General features: G+C 47.7%; 14 protein-coding genes. All 14 read right to left on the bottom strand.

Going from position 1 to position 15,493, the window contains the following annotated elements; translation table 11 throughout:
- Window positions 1–269: 269 nt before the first annotated feature.
- The 14 genes from L693_RS0104925 to L693_RS0104860 all read right to left on the bottom strand — a co-directional run bounded on the left by L693_RS0104925 (window position 270) and on the right by L693_RS0104860 (window position 15,473).
- Window positions 270–743 carry a hypothetical protein gene (locus tag L693_RS0104925; protein WP_025716320.1) on the bottom strand — a complete coding sequence of 158 codons (474 nt, stop codon included), beginning with the start codon at window positions 741–743 and terminating at the stop codon, window positions 270–272.
- Window positions 744–749: 6 nt separating this feature from the next.
- Entirely contained in the window at window positions 750–3,512 is a 2,763-nt protein-coding gene (locus L693_RS31040) for a hypothetical protein (RefSeq protein ID WP_025716319.1), read from the bottom strand.
- 16 nt (window positions 3,513–3,528) lie between these two features.
- Complete coding sequence (locus L693_RS0104915) at window positions 3,529–3,921, bottom strand: DUF4280 domain-containing protein (protein ID WP_025716318.1); 393 nt, start codon at window positions 3,919–3,921, stop codon at window positions 3,529–3,531.
- A gap of 15 nt (window positions 3,922–3,936) precedes the next feature.
- Window positions 3,937–4,464, bottom strand: coding sequence for a hypothetical protein (locus tag L693_RS0104910; protein ID WP_025716317.1), 528 nt, complete (start codon window positions 4,462–4,464; stop codon window positions 3,937–3,939).
- Window positions 4,446–5,096 carry a hypothetical protein gene (locus tag L693_RS0104905; protein WP_025716316.1) on the bottom strand — a complete coding sequence of 217 codons (651 nt, stop codon included), beginning with the start codon at window positions 5,094–5,096 and terminating at the stop codon, window positions 4,446–4,448. Before L693_RS0104905 ends, L693_RS0104910 begins: the two co-directional genes overlap by 19 nt.
- The gene (locus L693_RS0104900; protein ID WP_025716315.1) at window positions 5,093–6,505 is read right to left on the bottom strand and encodes a phage baseplate assembly protein V; all 1,413 of its coding nucleotides are present in this window, start codon (window positions 6,503–6,505) and stop codon (window positions 5,093–5,095) included. The genes L693_RS0104905 and L693_RS0104900 overlap by 4 nt, the downstream gene beginning before the upstream one ends.
- Window positions 6,502–7,104 (bottom strand): hypothetical protein, encoded by a 603-nt coding sequence (locus tag L693_RS0104895; RefSeq protein ID WP_025716314.1) that lies wholly within the window; start codon window positions 7,102–7,104, stop codon window positions 6,502–6,504. Before L693_RS0104895 ends, L693_RS0104900 begins: the two co-directional genes overlap by 4 nt.
- Before the next feature lie 25 nt (window positions 7,105–7,129).
- Window positions 7,130–7,906, bottom strand: a complete 777-nt coding sequence (locus L693_RS0104890; protein ID WP_025716313.1) for a hypothetical protein — start codon at window positions 7,904–7,906, stop codon at window positions 7,130–7,132.
- 72 nt (window positions 7,907–7,978) lie between these two features.
- A complete protein-coding gene (locus L693_RS31035; protein ID WP_025716312.1) occupies window positions 7,979–8,281 on the bottom strand; it encodes a hypothetical protein in 303 nt (100 codons plus the stop codon).
- Window positions 8,268–8,786: an RDD family protein gene (locus L693_RS0104880; protein WP_025716311.1), complete on the bottom strand. Its 519-nt coding sequence runs from the start codon at window positions 8,784–8,786 to the stop codon at window positions 8,268–8,270. The genes L693_RS31035 and L693_RS0104880 overlap by 14 nt, the downstream gene beginning before the upstream one ends.
- A gap of 63 nt (window positions 8,787–8,849) precedes the next feature.
- On the bottom strand, window positions 8,850–11,501 hold the full coding sequence (locus L693_RS0104875) for a molecular chaperone (RefSeq protein ID WP_025716310.1): 2,652 nt from the start codon (window positions 11,499–11,501) through the stop codon (window positions 8,850–8,852).
- A 32-nt stretch (window positions 11,502–11,533) separates the two neighbouring features.
- On the bottom strand, window positions 11,534–12,223 hold the full coding sequence (locus L693_RS0104870) for a hypothetical protein (RefSeq protein WP_025716309.1): 690 nt from the start codon (window positions 12,221–12,223) through the stop codon (window positions 11,534–11,536).
- Window positions 12,220–13,539 (bottom strand): hypothetical protein, encoded by a 1,320-nt coding sequence (locus L693_RS0104865; protein ID WP_025716308.1) that lies wholly within the window; start codon window positions 13,537–13,539, stop codon window positions 12,220–12,222. Before L693_RS0104865 ends, L693_RS0104870 begins: the two co-directional genes overlap by 4 nt.
- Before the next feature lie 47 nt (window positions 13,540–13,586).
- Window positions 13,587–15,473, bottom strand: coding sequence for a PP2C family protein-serine/threonine phosphatase (locus L693_RS0104860; protein ID WP_025716307.1), 1,887 nt, complete (start codon window positions 15,471–15,473; stop codon window positions 13,587–13,589).
- Between the last annotated feature and the right edge of the window lie 20 nt (window positions 15,474–15,493).

The raw sequence follows: 15,493 nt of genomic DNA, 5'->3' as shown, positions 1-15,493 counted from the left end.
TTTTTTCTACCATTTTGTGGTTATTCAACAGGCGTGTAACTATTTATAAGCCTGGTCAGCTCAACCTTTACTTCCTCAGGTGACAAGGTTACTGCAAACATAAATCTCGGAATAGCGTTATTTAGGTTATACTTTTCAAGCATTTGATGTGCGTACAAATAAATTGGTGAAATCTTCACACGGGAATTACATGGGTTATATTTGTTATTGGTTGAATGATGTATTCATTCGGGACTGGGTAGCCCCACAGATTGATGCACATTTACATCTTAGTTTGACAATTCTTTTTCAATGTAAGGACGATCAAGTAGACTAAGTAGACTTGGGGTTAAATATTTCGTCTGATACTGGTCTAAAGCGTTATTGACAATTAGCTGACCATTCTCAATTCTAAGCAACTGAGCTGAACCATCTTCTAGAAATAATAGATTTCCATCAATATGTCTTATAAGCCTCCCCATAATTTTAAACAAAAGCTCTAGTCCTTGATAAAATGTATTTCCAAACAATTGAATTCTGATACAAATATTTACATCTAAGTTATAATGATTTCTAACAAAAGCGATATCAGAAATATCTTCAATTTCAAGAGCCAATGAAAATAGCTCAGACCCAATAACTATTTCCTCATCGTTACAACTCAATGATGCCTTCTTGTTCGCATACTCAGTCGTAAATCTTTCCAGCATCTCACCTAATGAATTATTACCTACATTAGATAGTAAAAACAATTCATAATCCATTCACTTCTATCCCCCAAATACTCGTGTAATTTCCCCATCTTTCACAATAAATAGTTCTTTCAAGTTCTTTAAATCACCGTTTGGATTTGCTTTTCTTAAAATCCCTTGAATAATTTCGGCGACTTTTTCAGAAGGGAACTGATCTAAATTTAGAACTATTCTTTCTGCTTGTGTTTTAGTCTTTTTTGTTGTGTTTCTAAGAATATTATCTACATTTGTTTCTATTGTTGGTGCATAACAGTCAAATACCTTACCTTCAATTAAGAAATCTGGATTTGACGACTCTTTTATTCCGTATCCATTACCACCGTTTACTTCATCTAGCATTTCAATGTCATATCCTTGATCTGCCATTAGATCGGCTGTTTCGCTCTCTTTCTTAATACCGTGTGAGTCACCTTTTGTATAGTTCCCTTTAGGTTTTCCACCTTTAGGTAAAGAAGGTTCTGTTAGATTAACATTTCCCGTCCCCTCAGGCGGATTCTCCTTTGGTTTATTCGAATTGGGAGGCGTGGTATCTACTGTCTCCTCCACTCTCCTACCTCCACCATTTCCACCTAAACTGAACAGCGGCTCGTCCCCTACTTTTCCAATAACCTTGGCTCCCATTCCCGTATCCAAGACCCCATAGTTCTTCGGATTGACATGGCTCGACGCCTGACTGATGGCTCCGGCGATTTCACTCCCCGCTGATTTCAGCTTACTGACCGTACGACTATATCCATTCTGTACACCCTTCAGCCCTGCTGTTAACCACTCAGATCCTTTCTTCGCTCCTGCATTTAGCAGTTCTGCCCCTTTCTTGGCTCCTGTCTTTAACGCTCCTCCTACGGCTCCCAGCACCTTGGGGTCAAATATTCCTGCACTCACGAATCCCACCGCTCCGGCTATCGCTACTTCCTTCCAACTGAACTCTTTCCCCTGCAACAATTGGCTGGCTGAATTCTCGAATATCCCGATTCCTCCACCAACGCCCATCCTGCCCAGCAGAGTGCCACTTACTCCTAAAGGACCAAACAACGCTCCTGACACTGCTCCTATCGCGCTCTCTCTCACTGCGGTCGTGGCATAGTCCATTACATCGCTGACTTCACCACTCCTATAATCCGATACCGCTTGTCCAACCACTCCTGCCGTTCCTAGCATGACGGCTCCTACGCCTACCGCCACCATCGTGGCCGTTCCTAACGTCGCCACCGTCAGCACAGCAACAGCCGCTACGGCCACTACCACTGCTATTCCTATCGCTACATTCGTCAGCAGTTTTCCCCAATCAAATGGATCCGGTTCTGGCGGTGCCGGAGGTTCCGGTGGTTTCCCCTCTTTGGGCTCGTCATCAAACGGCGGGTATGCAGTTCGATCGCTTCCTTCTGCCTTGACGTTTTCCCCCAGTAGATGGTATTCACTCTCTACCGATATCCCTGTGCTTCCTCCGGTCTGATAGGCCATCAGTTGGCTGTTGCATTGGAATACAATTTGTTTGGGTGTATAAAGACTCAATTCCAGATCAGCCTGGATCGTCAGTTTCTTCGGACTCTTGATCTCAATGCCGCTCGCATCATTCAGGCTCAGTTGCAACGCTCCGCCCGGATCTCCCATAATATGTACTACATCCGGTCCCAGCTTCAACTCACTTCCATGCTCTGTTCCAAAATATCGGTTATTTGCATCCCCCGTCTTTTCACTACTGCCTCCGTTCGTTCGAACCGAACCAAGGATCATCGCCCGGGAGCCCGAAGCATCTGGAACATACAGACTCGCCTTCGTACCGACCTGCGGCATACAATACATCGCGCTTCCTGTCGGGGGAGCAAATGGATACCAATGCGGGTCGGAAACCCCATCGTCCTTGTCAATCGCCAGACGCAACTTGACTTCTTCTCCCCGCACATCCAGCACGTCTCCCTCCAGAGAGATACCTATCGTCTGTGGATTCGGGATCGGTTCACTTCGAATTCCATCCGGTCTGGATAGCTTATACCTGAAGACCAACTGCCCTTTGTTCATGCGAGCGCTCATTTCACTTACGATCATTTCCTTATTTCGAAACCGCACAGAATCTCCCAATTCAAAAAGCTCGCCTGTCTCAATTTCATAGGTGAAGAAGTCAGTGTCATGCAGTCCCGCCGAGCTTCCACCTGCCTGCTGGTACGCCCAAAGGTCCTTGCTTGCCTGATACGGCGTCCTCTCATCCACACTCCGCATAACTCCTGTTGGCAAACCAAAGTGCAGCTTGGCCTTCGCTGATTCCAATATATCACAGACGACTATCGTGTGTAAGCGGCTCGCCAGCCGCTTTACCAATTCCCAATCCGTCTCTTCATATTGAAGAATTGCTTCTCCTACAACGGCCTTGCCCCCGGTGTGATACAGCACGTCGTTTTGTTCATAGCCCTGAATCAGTTTACCGATCAACTGCGAATAGGTCTGCTTCTCTTCTGGAAAGGAACGCTTTCTTTTTTGAACATCAAGTTGAAAGGATCCGCTTATTCCTTCTATGCCCACCGTATGGACACCTTGGCTGTGTGTCACTTCCACCTTATTCACGATTCCCTTGAACAAGGTCACTTTCCGCTCGCCGTCTTGGGCGTATACATGAATGTGATCATCAGAGGAAGCTTGCAGAGCGGCATTGATTTGATGAGCTTCTTCACTCGTTCCCTTGATGATGACACGACCATGCTCTCCAGGCTTCCAGTCGATGCTGAGATCGCTAAGGTGTTGAATCGGATATGGCGAAGCCACTTTTATCTGATGATATCCTAACATCTTTGACACCTCCCCGCTATTCTTCTTGTTGCCCGGTAGTAGAGAACCGAATATATCCCAGATACAAGCACCTTTGATATGAGGAGGTGGTCAGTGCCGGTTGTCCTTCTACTTTCGTATTCTCTTTTGTGTTCATCCATGGTTCTAAAAGCTGAGGTTTGCAGGGTTTGCCGGATATGGTTTGTCCATTCTCTGCAATCAGGTATATGGTTTCCGTACTTGGGTTATCCGGGCTACTGCAAATTCCAAAATGAGGTACATTTTCTTCTGTGTAGTCGCCCTGATTCATCATCGGTTTTTGGTTCACATAGGAACCATGACTGACCGGCAAATTAATTTTGCGAGGATGACTTCCGCACTGGCAGTTCATGCAGGCTCCCCGGACAATATAATACTCATCTTCGGGCATGTTCTACCTCCCCCTCTACTCTAATTGGGCTTTTTCCATCCTGATTCCCAAAAAATCACGTCGCAGAATACTCTCCGCCACATCCAGACGAACGATGATCCGCCATTTTCGCCCTTCTTGTATACGGAACACCTTCTTGTTCCGAATGGGTTCCTGAAGTAAAATCATGTTCTTTAAAACACTTCGATCTTGGTTCCATTCGCTAGCCGGATGGAGGGCTTCTACCAATTCTACAAAGGGAATATGATAGTTTTTCATCTGACGATGCTTTACGTTGGCCAAAACCGTCAGTTTAAATGGGATATCGGCACAATACGCTTTCAATAGCTTCATAAAAGCTTCCGATACTAATGGAAAAGGGCCTTCCATAAAATCCAGAAATCGGCTGTCTGGCCCTGACATTACATGGAGCATTAGTGCTTTTTCGACCAGATCGTCCGGCTGTAAATTCTGTAGCTTCCACGGATCGATTTTCTCAGTTACATTCTGCAATACGGGCACATCCGTATATCGTGGGTCTTGCTTTAGGAGAAAATAATCCATCGCTCTTCCGCCCCCTCCGCTGAGTTTGGATCCCCTTGATGTTCCAACTGACACAACGGATCACTCTCATCTCTGTACTCTCCGGCATACAAGGTAAACCCGGCTGCTTTTTTCATAGCGTGCATGACCTTGCTATCGATCAGTGTGGACACCATACTTTTCAAAAAAGCAATAGTCAGTACGTGATACTTGACAGCCTCGATTTGCTGTATTTGCTCCAGATCCATGGTCGTAATCTTGCGGGCATACGCGCCTTTTACCGTTTCCCACTCCGTCATCCGGTTCAGTAACGGTTGAAACACAAAGTCGGCTGACCACATGGCTGAGCATTCGACCGAATCCAGGAACCAATTCTGGTCATAGGCATCTATGCGATATTGTACTTTCCCCGCCATGATACTGGTTCGCATCAAGGAAATGTACATGTAGCGAATATCCCCTTTATTTCCTTCCTGCTGCTGAGATGCTGCCTTAAGGCACACCGTTTCCACCGCACGCAGCAGTTCCTCTTGTATCTCTTCCCCGTGCTTTTGATAGTAATCTTCAATAAGGGGAATATCGCCTGTCCATGCTTCCAGCACATATTTTCCCAAAAAATCCTGCAAGGCAGCGTCCCGATCCATGAGCTTCATTCAATGTGTACCTTACCACCGGTTAAGGTGATATCATTCACAATATCAAGCGTCGCACCCGCCTGTTTGAATTGAATACCTTCTTTACCCTCAATGAGTATTTTGGTTTCACCCTTAATCTCGATATCGTCATCAGCCTTCATGGTAATTTTTTTATCACTTTTGATTTCAATACCTCCTTCATCCGTAAGGCGCATCAGCATTTTTCCGCTGTTGATAATCTCTACCGCACCCGGCTTGAAAACAACCTGCTTTCCATATTTGGTGCTAATGCTTTTAATGGAAGGATCGCTTCGTTTGACCGGATCAGAGGATGCCAGATCTACGGAACTGGCCGCAAACGCATGCTGCTCTCGTTCATCGGGGAAATACAGGCGTATTTGATCCCCCACTTCCGGCATCACATACCAACCGCTTCCATCCGGAGAAGAATATACAGTGGAATAAGAGAACCACTTTGCACCTGACGCAGAGGAACCTCGATCAATTTCTAGTTTTATTTTCACCTGATCCTTGGAAATGTCACTCACTGTACCGAACAGTGATGCTCCAGACAAGTCATATGCAAACGTAGTAGGACATTTCATCCCCTCTGAATCCCGCAGCACATAGCGACTTACGATCACGTTCCCGTCAAGGACGGTTTCAGCACGGGCGATGTATAGCTTTCGCTTTTGGAAGATCACTTCGCTGGCCAATTCCAGTACTTTGTAGCTGGTGACTTCATAACTCAAGCTGTTATGCTCGCTTAGTTCTGGTAATCCATTTTCTGATTTCAGCTTGTGTTCTTTCAAATCTTTTTGGATCCTGTAGTTGTGTTCATCTAAATGCTGTGGCTCTCCCATGTCCGGTATCCCGACTACATATTTCAAGCCTTGCTGCATGGAGATTGGCACCAGGGATGCGTGTAACCGCGAAGCAACCCGCTTCATAAAGGCCCAGTCGGTTTCATGATATTGAACCAGCAGCTCGCCAACGGAAGCGCCTTGAGAAGCTTCATCAATCATTTCTGCACGAGCATACGAATCTGTGACATGCGAAAATAGCTGCTTGTAAGATTGTCCCGTATTCTGAAAGGAACGGCGCCTTTTTTGAATATCCATCCGAAATGTAGAGCTTACCGCTTGAATCGTTAATTCTCTGACACCATTCACGGCTTTTACCGAAATATCCATAACAACTCCTTGAAATAACCCGACATTCCGCTCTGCATTTTTCAAAAAAACTTCAATCTGCTCGTCCTCATCGGCTCCTTCAACATATTTATCCAGCTTTTCTTCAGCAATGATGCCTCGAATAGAAAATTTCACATGTTCATTTAATTGTTTAATCAATTGCATATCCAAAATATGCTCAAACTGATAGGGGGCTACCTTAATATCTGCGGAAGTATAGACAAGATTACTCATTCGGATGTTTCCTCTCCTTCCTCTGGAGCTATCGTATGAATGGATCGGATGATCTGCAATACAATGTCGCGCCACTCTGTATACTGTTTATAAGGACAGTTAAAGCTACCCATAACTGTCTCGCCAGACAATTCAAAGTAAAACATCATGTGGTACGCGGGTTCATCCAGCGCAGGGCTTTTAAAATCGAAATAGCCGATCCGCTTACCATTAACCGACTCGACTTGCTCATCGTAAAACACATTGGCTGGACTCATCTTTTTCAACATCGCCTTCATTCCTGAAGTCAATCGTTCTACCCATTCATCCTGCAATTTCTGATCTACGCGATTTAACGTAATATTCACACTGCCCGGTTGATTGGTTAAAACAATTTCCGGGCGCTGCTCATGAGGATATTTAATCTTTTGCATAGTTATGGACATCGGTTCAAATGTTTTCGGGATGTGCAGCTTTAGCATGTCAGAAAAAAAGAAACGTTCAGCAAATTCATAATCCTGATCTCCGATCCTAACAGGTCCCGCAAGAATATTCCGTGGTTTGTTCAACTTCTCGGCTTCATTGATCAAGGCCAAAATCTTTTCATCCTCATATTTCACTGTCTATTCCTCCTCCGCATATTGACTAATCCACAATCATCCGCCCGACTCCGCCGCCTTGCCAGCGGCCTGCTGTGCGCTTACCCCGCCCGACTCCCTCTAGGATCAGCACCAGCTGCCTATGGAGCTGAGCAGGAGAATAATCCCTGTACTCCGTACCGCTTCTATTAGCGATGTAATACTGAATAGACTCCCTGTCCATGGCTTCCAAATTCAGGCACATCAGCGCAAACATACAGTCCATCGGATCTGTTGCACCACTTTTTAGCAGTTCGGATGCGAAGTACCACATCGTCTCTGGACGCAATGTACTCTGCTTCAGGCCCGAAAAGGGAGCATGGATATCACTCCATGTATTGAATTCGGTAGCCATGTCGGCAAAATCCTGATAGTTGGAGCGAAGTACAGCTCCATCTTTAAGCTTGAATCTGCCCAGCTCTATCTCATTCAGACCGATCTCTGCCTCTTCCTCCAGCACGATATCTGCATGATGAGCGGTGAAATCCGGGCGATCTGTTTGTTCCAAAAAGAGCAGCTTCAACACCGACAGCCGCCCGGTGGCTGTATATGGCACTTCCTGCTCCTGCTCTAGCAGGTACAGTCTGCCCTTATGTTTCACAATGCCTCTGCCTACGGTCAGCGCGTGTTCCCCGACGGTCACGTTCATTCCGGTAATGATGCCATCCGAATAATCCTGATACCGGATATCGAGAAAGCTGCGGGGGTAGTCCCGCAGGTTCTCCAGCATCTCGGTTTTGAGAATACGTCCTTTCTCGAACTTCGGAACAATATGAGTTAGCATCGTGGTCTCCTCCTTCCTTCGTGTTTTTTCTGCTCCGTGCGGTTTACAGATTATCTATGTTGACTTCTTGGGCTACTCTTCTTTATTCAAGGGAACGGACAACCGATTTACACCGGGCGCAGGAGCCGGAACAGTCACCTCTGGAATCGTCGAATGGTTCAACACAACTGAGCGACCGGATTTACCAAGAGCATTCGGCTTCTTAGCAGTTAAAGCTGCCATAATATGACCGATAGATTTAGTGAAGAAGCTAGTCACTTGACTCCAGTAACGGGCCTTGGAGTGTACAAAGGATTCTTTTTCATTGTTATCATCCGCCACAGCAATCCTTACAGACAGCTTGCCGACCCTTCCTTTACATTTAGACGTTTCCATGACTGTTTCGCTCTGCCTGCATCTGAAGGATGTAATTCAACTCGCGTTTGTCCACAACATAGGTATGGGCGATCAGATCATGGAGGGCTTGTTTTTTGGCGGTGAAAGCCGTCATGATAAAGCCGATCCACAAAATAATGTAGGAAATTAACTTACTCCAGTAACGAGCACTCGCACGTCCAAAGCTGAGCTTTTGGTTAAATTCATCTACCACGACGATTCCAAGGGCCAGCTTGCCCACCGTAGCTCTGCATTTGGACGATTCCATAAGTGCAAAATACAGCCATGAAATCCCCAAATTCAGCAAAGTCTGGCCTAATAATTTCATTGTAAAAATAGCAGGAAGTCCGTCTGTCAGTACAGAGGTTTCTGTCGGGGATGGCATCGAATTCCCAAAGACCTGAATTACGCCCCAGATCAACCCAATAATCATAAATACAAATCCTAAAATAAAGCTATCAATGATATAAGCCAAAGTTCGTTTCCAAAAACCCGCATACAGCATGTTATCCCCTCCAAGTGTTGTGTGTACTTTTCATATTCTGGATTTTGAAAAATCCTCAGTTTCCTACTTCGTACCGTCAAAGAAATCCAGTTCGGAAAGATCATTTTCGAAGGCAAAAAAGCGTTTGGGCCCCAGATGCAACAATTCATCTCGACGAGTAATCGGTACTACATAAAAGCCCCAACGGCTGTCGCCGGCAAAAACAAAATATTTCGTCTCCTCATTGCGGATGGAGTCGGTATCATCCTGCGGGATATCCCGCCCGTACAGCACGGCGATTTCCTCATACGGCATGGGCTCAAAGGCTTCCGGCCGGCTGCGGTACACATGGCGCTGACGCAGCTTGCCGCCGCTGGCCGTCAGGAAAAATTCCACCTCAGCCGCATGAGACGGCCGGGAAATGGAGCCGCGCACCCGATTGCTTTCCAGGCTGGCAATCAGCTCTTTTTCACGCCCCGTATGCGTCCAGGCGCTGACAGTGTACGGAATAGCCGGAATATGATTGGTAATGACAGGCTCAATTGTGCCCATTTTTTTGGCATTCAGGTAACGAATAGCTCCACGCAGGCAGGCCATTTTCAGCTCAGGCACCCGGCTCAGGTCTTCCGCTTTCTGCCGGAATTCAATGCTGCGCCCTGGCACAAATTCCTTTAGTGCTTCGCGAAATACGTCAATCCGGCAGGACTGCCCGGTCAGCTTGATAATGGAATAATCCTGCAAGCGTCCCTCCTGATAGAAGTCATCCAGAAACTTGCGCACAATATTATAGATATCCGCTTTGAGCAGCAGTTGTATTTCCCGAATGTTAAACACCACATCAGGCAAGCCATATTCATCGCGGAAGCGTCCGTTCTCGATGACTGAAACCAGCCAACGGTCCAGCACCGCAATGTTCAAGTCACTTTCGGCTGATAACACCTGTTCAGACTCAAAGCGACTGCGCAATATGCCTGTACGCAGAAAAAACTCCTTTTTCATATTTTCTGCCGCACTCCACAGCAGATGAAAATTACTCAGCACCCGCTGATATTCATCCCGCGTGGCATGCTCGTACCGTTTGAACGCCGTAGGCAAAATAGCCTCTGCCTCACGATAACGCTCTTCCAGTCCTGCATAAACAGCATCTACGCCAAACTCATCCACATGACGGTACAAATCCCCTGAAGGAATGCCGATCAGGGCATCTATATCGGTATCAGGCAACCGGGTTTCGGCTGCATAATAACCTGCAAACACAATTTTCATAAATTGCATAATCCGATACGTCAGATTGTTTCCGCCAAAATTGGTATCGCCATTTTCATACGTCGTGTGAATATCCAGCTTGTAAGCAATACGTCCATCCTCAATCCGGAATCGGCAGGATGACAAATCCGTCGTGCCTCCGCCACAATCAATGACAAGTGCCTGATATTCCTCACCGTCCGCAAAAGTTCCTCGCTCCATCTGGTCTGCCAGCGTGTTGTACAGCACAGCCAGCCCTTCGTCCAGCGCATCCTCCGCTTCAATCCGATAGTCTGGCAATATGTCAGTAAACATCTCAATAAACTGTGGCTGTAGCTTGACTGGAGCAGAAAAATGCAGATTGCGAAACCGGCACTTAAATTGCTGCTCGGCGGTGCCTATCACATAACGGATAAATGCCGCCAAAATATCGCAGCGGGAAGCGGTCGCTGTATTCCCCTCGGAATCCATTAATTCCTCGATTCGCTTGTAATCATTGACCCAACGCTTAATGCCCCGAAATACCGTTGCACGGCTGCCCGCCACGTCTGTTCCACGCAATGCTTCCTCCCCGAAGACATACACGATATGCTCCGGATTGGTGCAGTCCGCCACACGAATAGCAGTCGGTAGAACCTCGATCCAGTCGCCTTCCGCACCTGCCGGGCCGGGAAATGACACATAATTGATCGCGTTCAGCTGTACCGTGCTGCTCATGCCTGTATCTGGGGCTGTGACATAGGAGCTATCCAAATAAGCTCCTGCCGTTGTGTTCGAGGTGCCAAAATCGATGGCCAGTACGGCATCTGTTGTTTCAGTGCCCCGAATGATCAGTTCTGCCACTGGAACTCGGTGACCCTGCAGCTTCAGGGGCAGCAGCGGCTTATCCCCATAGTAGAGATTATAAAAATATTCTGATTCCTGTCTTCGCAGAAACAACAGGCTATAGCTATGATTGGCCGTCTCTCGCAGTTCAGCATCGCGATGCCGCGATAGATAATATACGCCTGCTAGTCTCTCATCCTTCACCACATTCAAAACACCGCACAGTTCTCCCATCGCATTCACCAACAGCACATTAGATGAGCTGAGCCAAGGCAGATCGGACTCGATTCGATAGTTGTCCATGCGACCTGTCCGCACACCCTGATACAGCGTAATTTTAGCCGGAACCCGGATGCCGCCGCTCTCCTGTCGACGGTCATTCCAATTTCGCTGGAGTGCTGATTCCATGCGTTCAAAGCCGCCAGGGTTGGGTCTTGTGATGAGTAAATGCTCCTCTGCGCTCCGAAATCGCAAAATGACACGAATGAGTTCTTCGCGTGCCAGACGATTGGCAAAGCCCTCGACCAGACGCTCCTTATCGCATATCCCGCGCAACTGGAAGGTCGTCATCTGCTCCAATTCCGCCCGCGTGTATTTCGCTGTGAAGCGAACGCTTTTTTGATCAGTGGGCGGGTTAAGCAACCTGTATGTATAGGGTCCGTTCATCGTTCACATGTCCTTTCTGAGCCATTTGGCCTTTAATAGAGGGCGATAGCGTCTATTTTCATCGTAGGATCTGCCTCCAAAATGCCGAAATGACTTGTCCAATACAGCTCAGTCGTAAAACGTGCCGGGAGAAACAAATCCAGAATTAAATCCACCTTCAGCCGTGACAGCTGCGTTTTCTCCTGGCCGATATAAACGAGCAATTCATCTTTCTCCTCACAATTGGCATAAATGATCGAGCGATAAAAAACACGCCGCATCGTTTCTTTTAACAGATGCACTGCTTCCCCTGTCTCATACAGGCGGAGCAGTCCTTCGGCAATCGCATCCTGTTCCTCGCGGTTTAATTGTTTAAAGCTTTCCTTCACCTTCGAGCCAAAAATGCCGTCAGCAATGTCGCGCTGAACAAACCGGATATGATACTCGCGCCGATTCATCCCTTGATACAAATCAATTTCCGCCAGAAAATGCATCATGATATCAAATAGCGATTCCCTTAGCTCCAGATCATCTTCAATATCCGGTGGAAACAGGTCCCGAAAAATAGAATAGAAGCGGTAGTACGGATTGATTTCCACCACCTGCTCCAATTGGGAAGTATTCAAATCTACCAGACTAAGCTCCATATAGGGAGAATAGCTGACAGCGGGTACGAAACGGAATCTATCCACATCCAGCTCCTGTTCCCGCGCACGCATGAGTAAATCCCAGACGTAATTCACACCCATTCTCCTTCACATTTGTACTCTGGAAAATACATCTGCACTTCCGATACGAGAAAGCTCATTAAGTCAGATAACATGTAAGCTGGTGAGACTGGCGAAGCATCTTCAGAGCCGCGTCTGAACCCCAGCCGCATGATTTGCTTGCCTTCCTCGGTCCGCACATTATCGCTGACAAACGGGTTCAGCGGATACGTCTGGGATTTGGTTACAAGATTGCTTACATCACTTCTACCGGTGCCTCCCCAGATGTCCACACGTTCCAGCTCCAGTCCATGGGCTGCTTCAAACGAATTAACGATACGCGTGATTTCCGCTTTGGCCCGGACAATCACGGCCTGCTTGCCTGCATAGCGTCCCAAAAAGCTGTCCTGCCGCCGATTGGACAATACGGGATACGTCTGCCGGCTAAGTCTTGTCGTTACTGGCTTTGTAACCTTTAACACATTCCATTCGCCGGATTTATCTCGTGGCGTGACAATCGTCAGTTCTTCTTCCGTACGCTTGATATACCGAATATCCCCTTCAGCGCCGTCGATCAGGTAACCATGCTCAGGTCCTGTTTTACGCAGAGGCAGCACATGCTCATAGTTCACACGATCCATAGCGGGTATCGGAAAACCGCTGTTCTTTAGAGATAACCGTTCAATGTTCCAAAGCGGAAAAACATCGCCCTTCTTAAAAACGTCGAATTCCTCCAATGAGATCGTAATTTCGTGAATTTCCTCATGGGCAGCGGGCTCCCCGTCTCCTCCAATCAACACACAATCAACAAATTTATAAGCATACGGGTGATTAATTGTTTTCCATGGCATACCATTTTGCATAAACATATGATACAGCTTCTCAATTTCCAAAATATAGGAACGATTGTGCTCCAGACGAAAACGAATGGGATAATTTCCGGTTTCCGTAACCAGCATTCCTGCAAAAATCCGCTTGCTGTGTACCAGCGCTGTGATTCGTTCGGTCTCCATTTCCAGAAAAAGTGTAAACAGTGGCAGCGCTCCGCCTTCGCGAACCACCTCAGCTACACGGCTGATGTCCACCTTTTTGTCCTCCGTATCGGACGGTAACACCGGATATAAAAACTCATGAATCGGGTCATAGTCCTCACGCGATGTCAATGATACATACACGTCAAACTTTTCTTCCGTATTCTCTATTTCCTCAAATACCCGCCGTTCCAGCTGGCGGGTCATCTCTTCCTGATATTCGACGAGGTTCATAAACACCCCCGCCATCATATTTTTCAGTAAACGTCTCTGCTCCAGATCGTCCATCTTGCTCAAACGGTCCTGCACCAGTTCTTTCACGACGTTACACTCCTTTCCGGCCCCAGCATTCATTGAACATGAAAAACCTAACTTCCGTTCGCAGCAGCCTGCTCCTGACCTGCCGAATCAGACGCCCCCGCTGCTTTAGATGCAGAATCCGCAGCTCCCTGCTCCTTACTGGCAGGAGCCTTTGCCGAAGCGGCATTTCCATCGCCCGTACTGCCGCTCTTCACAGCCGAAGAGGTTTCCTTCTTCGCGGCTGCAGCGGCTGTAGCATCTGCTGAACCCGTCGCAGCAGTCTTCGCTTGCGATTTTGCAGCAGGGGTTGCAGCCTCGGGGGCCGTAGCTGCGCCCGCTGTATCCCCTGCGCCCGTATCATCCAGCGCTCCGTCAGACAGCCCCAACCCGGCTGGAAGCTGACCATTTTTCTGCTGCTCCGCGCTCTGTTTCTCCTCTGCCTTCGCGATGCTCCGCTCCATGGCCAGAACGCTTTCGAGCTTATCAATATCCTGATAAATTTCCTGCGCCCCTCTATAGGCGTCAATGGCTCCTTCATAATCGAGATCCTTCATCAGCCGATCTCCTTTGGCCTGAAGCTTGCCGGCTTGAATCTCCTTCAACTGCTGCTGAATGGATGCCAATTTATCATTGGTTTCGGTAATCTTCTTTTCCAGCTCTTTTTGCGCGGACGTATACCCGGATTCCATCGCAGCCTTGTTTGCTTTTTTGTACAGCTTAAGCGCATTCGTGTAATCGCCGCCCTGAAATTTCAAATCTCCGTCCTTCATCCAGCTCGCGGTCTCGGCATAGCTATCCAGCTGATCAATTTTATGCTCAATATCCTTCACATTAAACGGTGGGTACAGTCCCGCGCTTTTTCGCGCTTTCTCGTAGCTGGCTTCGGCTTTGGCAAAGTCGGCCTTTTCCACATAGCCATCCCCGTCAACCATCAGCTGAGAGACCTTCTGCTCGCCCGTATACAATCTCTTATGGATCTTATCGTTGATTTTAACTGCCGCATTTTTCGCCTCGCTATAGGACTTGAGCGCCTTCGCATAATCCCCTGCTCTTGCGTAATCATCTGCCGTCTGGGCCGATTCGATCATCGTTTCCAATGCTGCTGCCTTATTCGCAGCCATGCGCGCCAGCGTAATCCATGCTCCACTGCCTACAACGATAAAAACAAGTAAAGCAATCAAAATTCCCTTGATCAGCTTGCGACGGTTTTTAGGCTTTTCCTGAAACACTTTATTTACATAAATGGCTGCGGCTGTATAATTGTTCACCGCCCGGCGCTGCTTGCTCAGCAGCACCTCTTCCAGCGTATCCGTCAGCATGACCGGGTCTTTCGCTTCCTCCAGCGCACCGAGCATTTCCGCCAGCTCAACATCTTCCCACATCCCGGATGTGGTCAGCAGCATGACATCTCCATCTGCAAGCTGCGTCTTTTTGGCATAATGGGCATGAACCCCATTCGGATTTCCCAGATACTCCAGCAGATTCCCCCGTTCCTCGTGAGTACTGGTCGCTTCGTCCGGAATGCGTCCGTCATCCGCCAATGACTGTGCCAGACTATGATCCTTACTGCGAAAATTAAGCCGTCCATTTCGAAAATGATATAGTCGCACATTACCACACGAAACGTACACCATTTTGTTGTAGTTGGTCACGACCATCAACAGACTGGCCTTGAGCCGAACACGGCGGCTTTCGAATTGCAGCCATTCCTGCGCTTCACGCAGATCTCTCATCAGGCGCCGCTTGGACATGGAAGGCTTCTCCATGAAATTTTCCAGCACCGTTTTGACAACCATTTCCGCGCTGCGCAGCTCCTGATCCGAATCCAGACCGTCTGCGAGGACATAACAGGCCATGTCGTCCGTCTCCATGAATGCAAAATAGTCCCGGTTGTCTATATAAGAGCCCGCTTCCGACACAAAGGCGGTATTAAAATCGCTGTTGTCCTTGCGCATCGCTACCCCCGTCTTTCTTG

Origin of the sequence: Paenibacillus sp. 1-18, from assembly GCF_000520755.1 — a bacterium.
GTDB classification, from domain to species: domain Bacteria; phylum Bacillota; class Bacilli; order Paenibacillales; family Paenibacillaceae; genus Paenibacillus; species Paenibacillus brasilensis.
The sequence above is the reverse complement of the archived record's forward strand: the minus strand, read 5'-3'. Positions and strand labels throughout refer to the sequence as shown.

Excerpts from the sequence above, each read along its gene's own strand:
- L693_RS0104925 (WP_025716320.1), bottom strand. The coding sequence starts at position 743 with ATGGATTATGAATTGTTTTTACTATCTAATGTAGGTAATAATTCATTA.
- L693_RS31040 (WP_025716319.1), bottom strand. The coding sequence starts at position 3,512 with ATGTTAGGATATCATCAGATAAAAGTGGCTTCGCCATATCCGATTCAA.
- L693_RS0104915 (WP_025716318.1), bottom strand. The coding sequence starts at position 3,921 with ATGCCCGAAGATGAGTATTATATTGTCCGGGGAGCCTGCATGAACTGC.
- L693_RS0104910 (WP_025716317.1), bottom strand. The coding sequence starts at position 4,464 with ATGGATTATTTTCTCCTAAAGCAAGACCCACGATATACGGATGTGCCC.
- L693_RS0104905 (WP_025716316.1), bottom strand. The coding sequence starts at position 5,096 with ATGAAGCTCATGGATCGGGACGCTGCCTTGCAGGATTTTTTGGGAAAA.
- L693_RS0104900 (WP_025716315.1), bottom strand. The coding sequence starts at position 6,505 with ATGAGTAATCTTGTCTATACTTCCGCAGATATTAAGGTAGCCCCCTAT.
- L693_RS0104890 (WP_025716313.1), bottom strand. The coding sequence starts at position 7,906 with ATGCTAACTCATATTGTTCCGAAGTTCGAGAAAGGACGTATTCTCAAA.
- L693_RS31035 (WP_025716312.1), bottom strand. The coding sequence starts at position 8,281 with ATGGAAACGTCTAAATGTAAAGGAAGGGTCGGCAAGCTGTCTGTAAGG.
- L693_RS0104880 (WP_025716311.1), bottom strand. The coding sequence starts at position 8,786 with ATGCTGTATGCGGGTTTTTGGAAACGAACTTTGGCTTATATCATTGAT.
- L693_RS0104875 (WP_025716310.1), bottom strand. The coding sequence starts at position 11,501 with ATGAACGGACCCTATACATACAGGTTGCTTAACCCGCCCACTGATCAA.
- L693_RS0104860 (WP_025716307.1), bottom strand. The coding sequence starts at position 15,473 with ATGCGCAAGGACAACAGCGATTTTAATACCGCCTTTGTGTCGGAAGCG.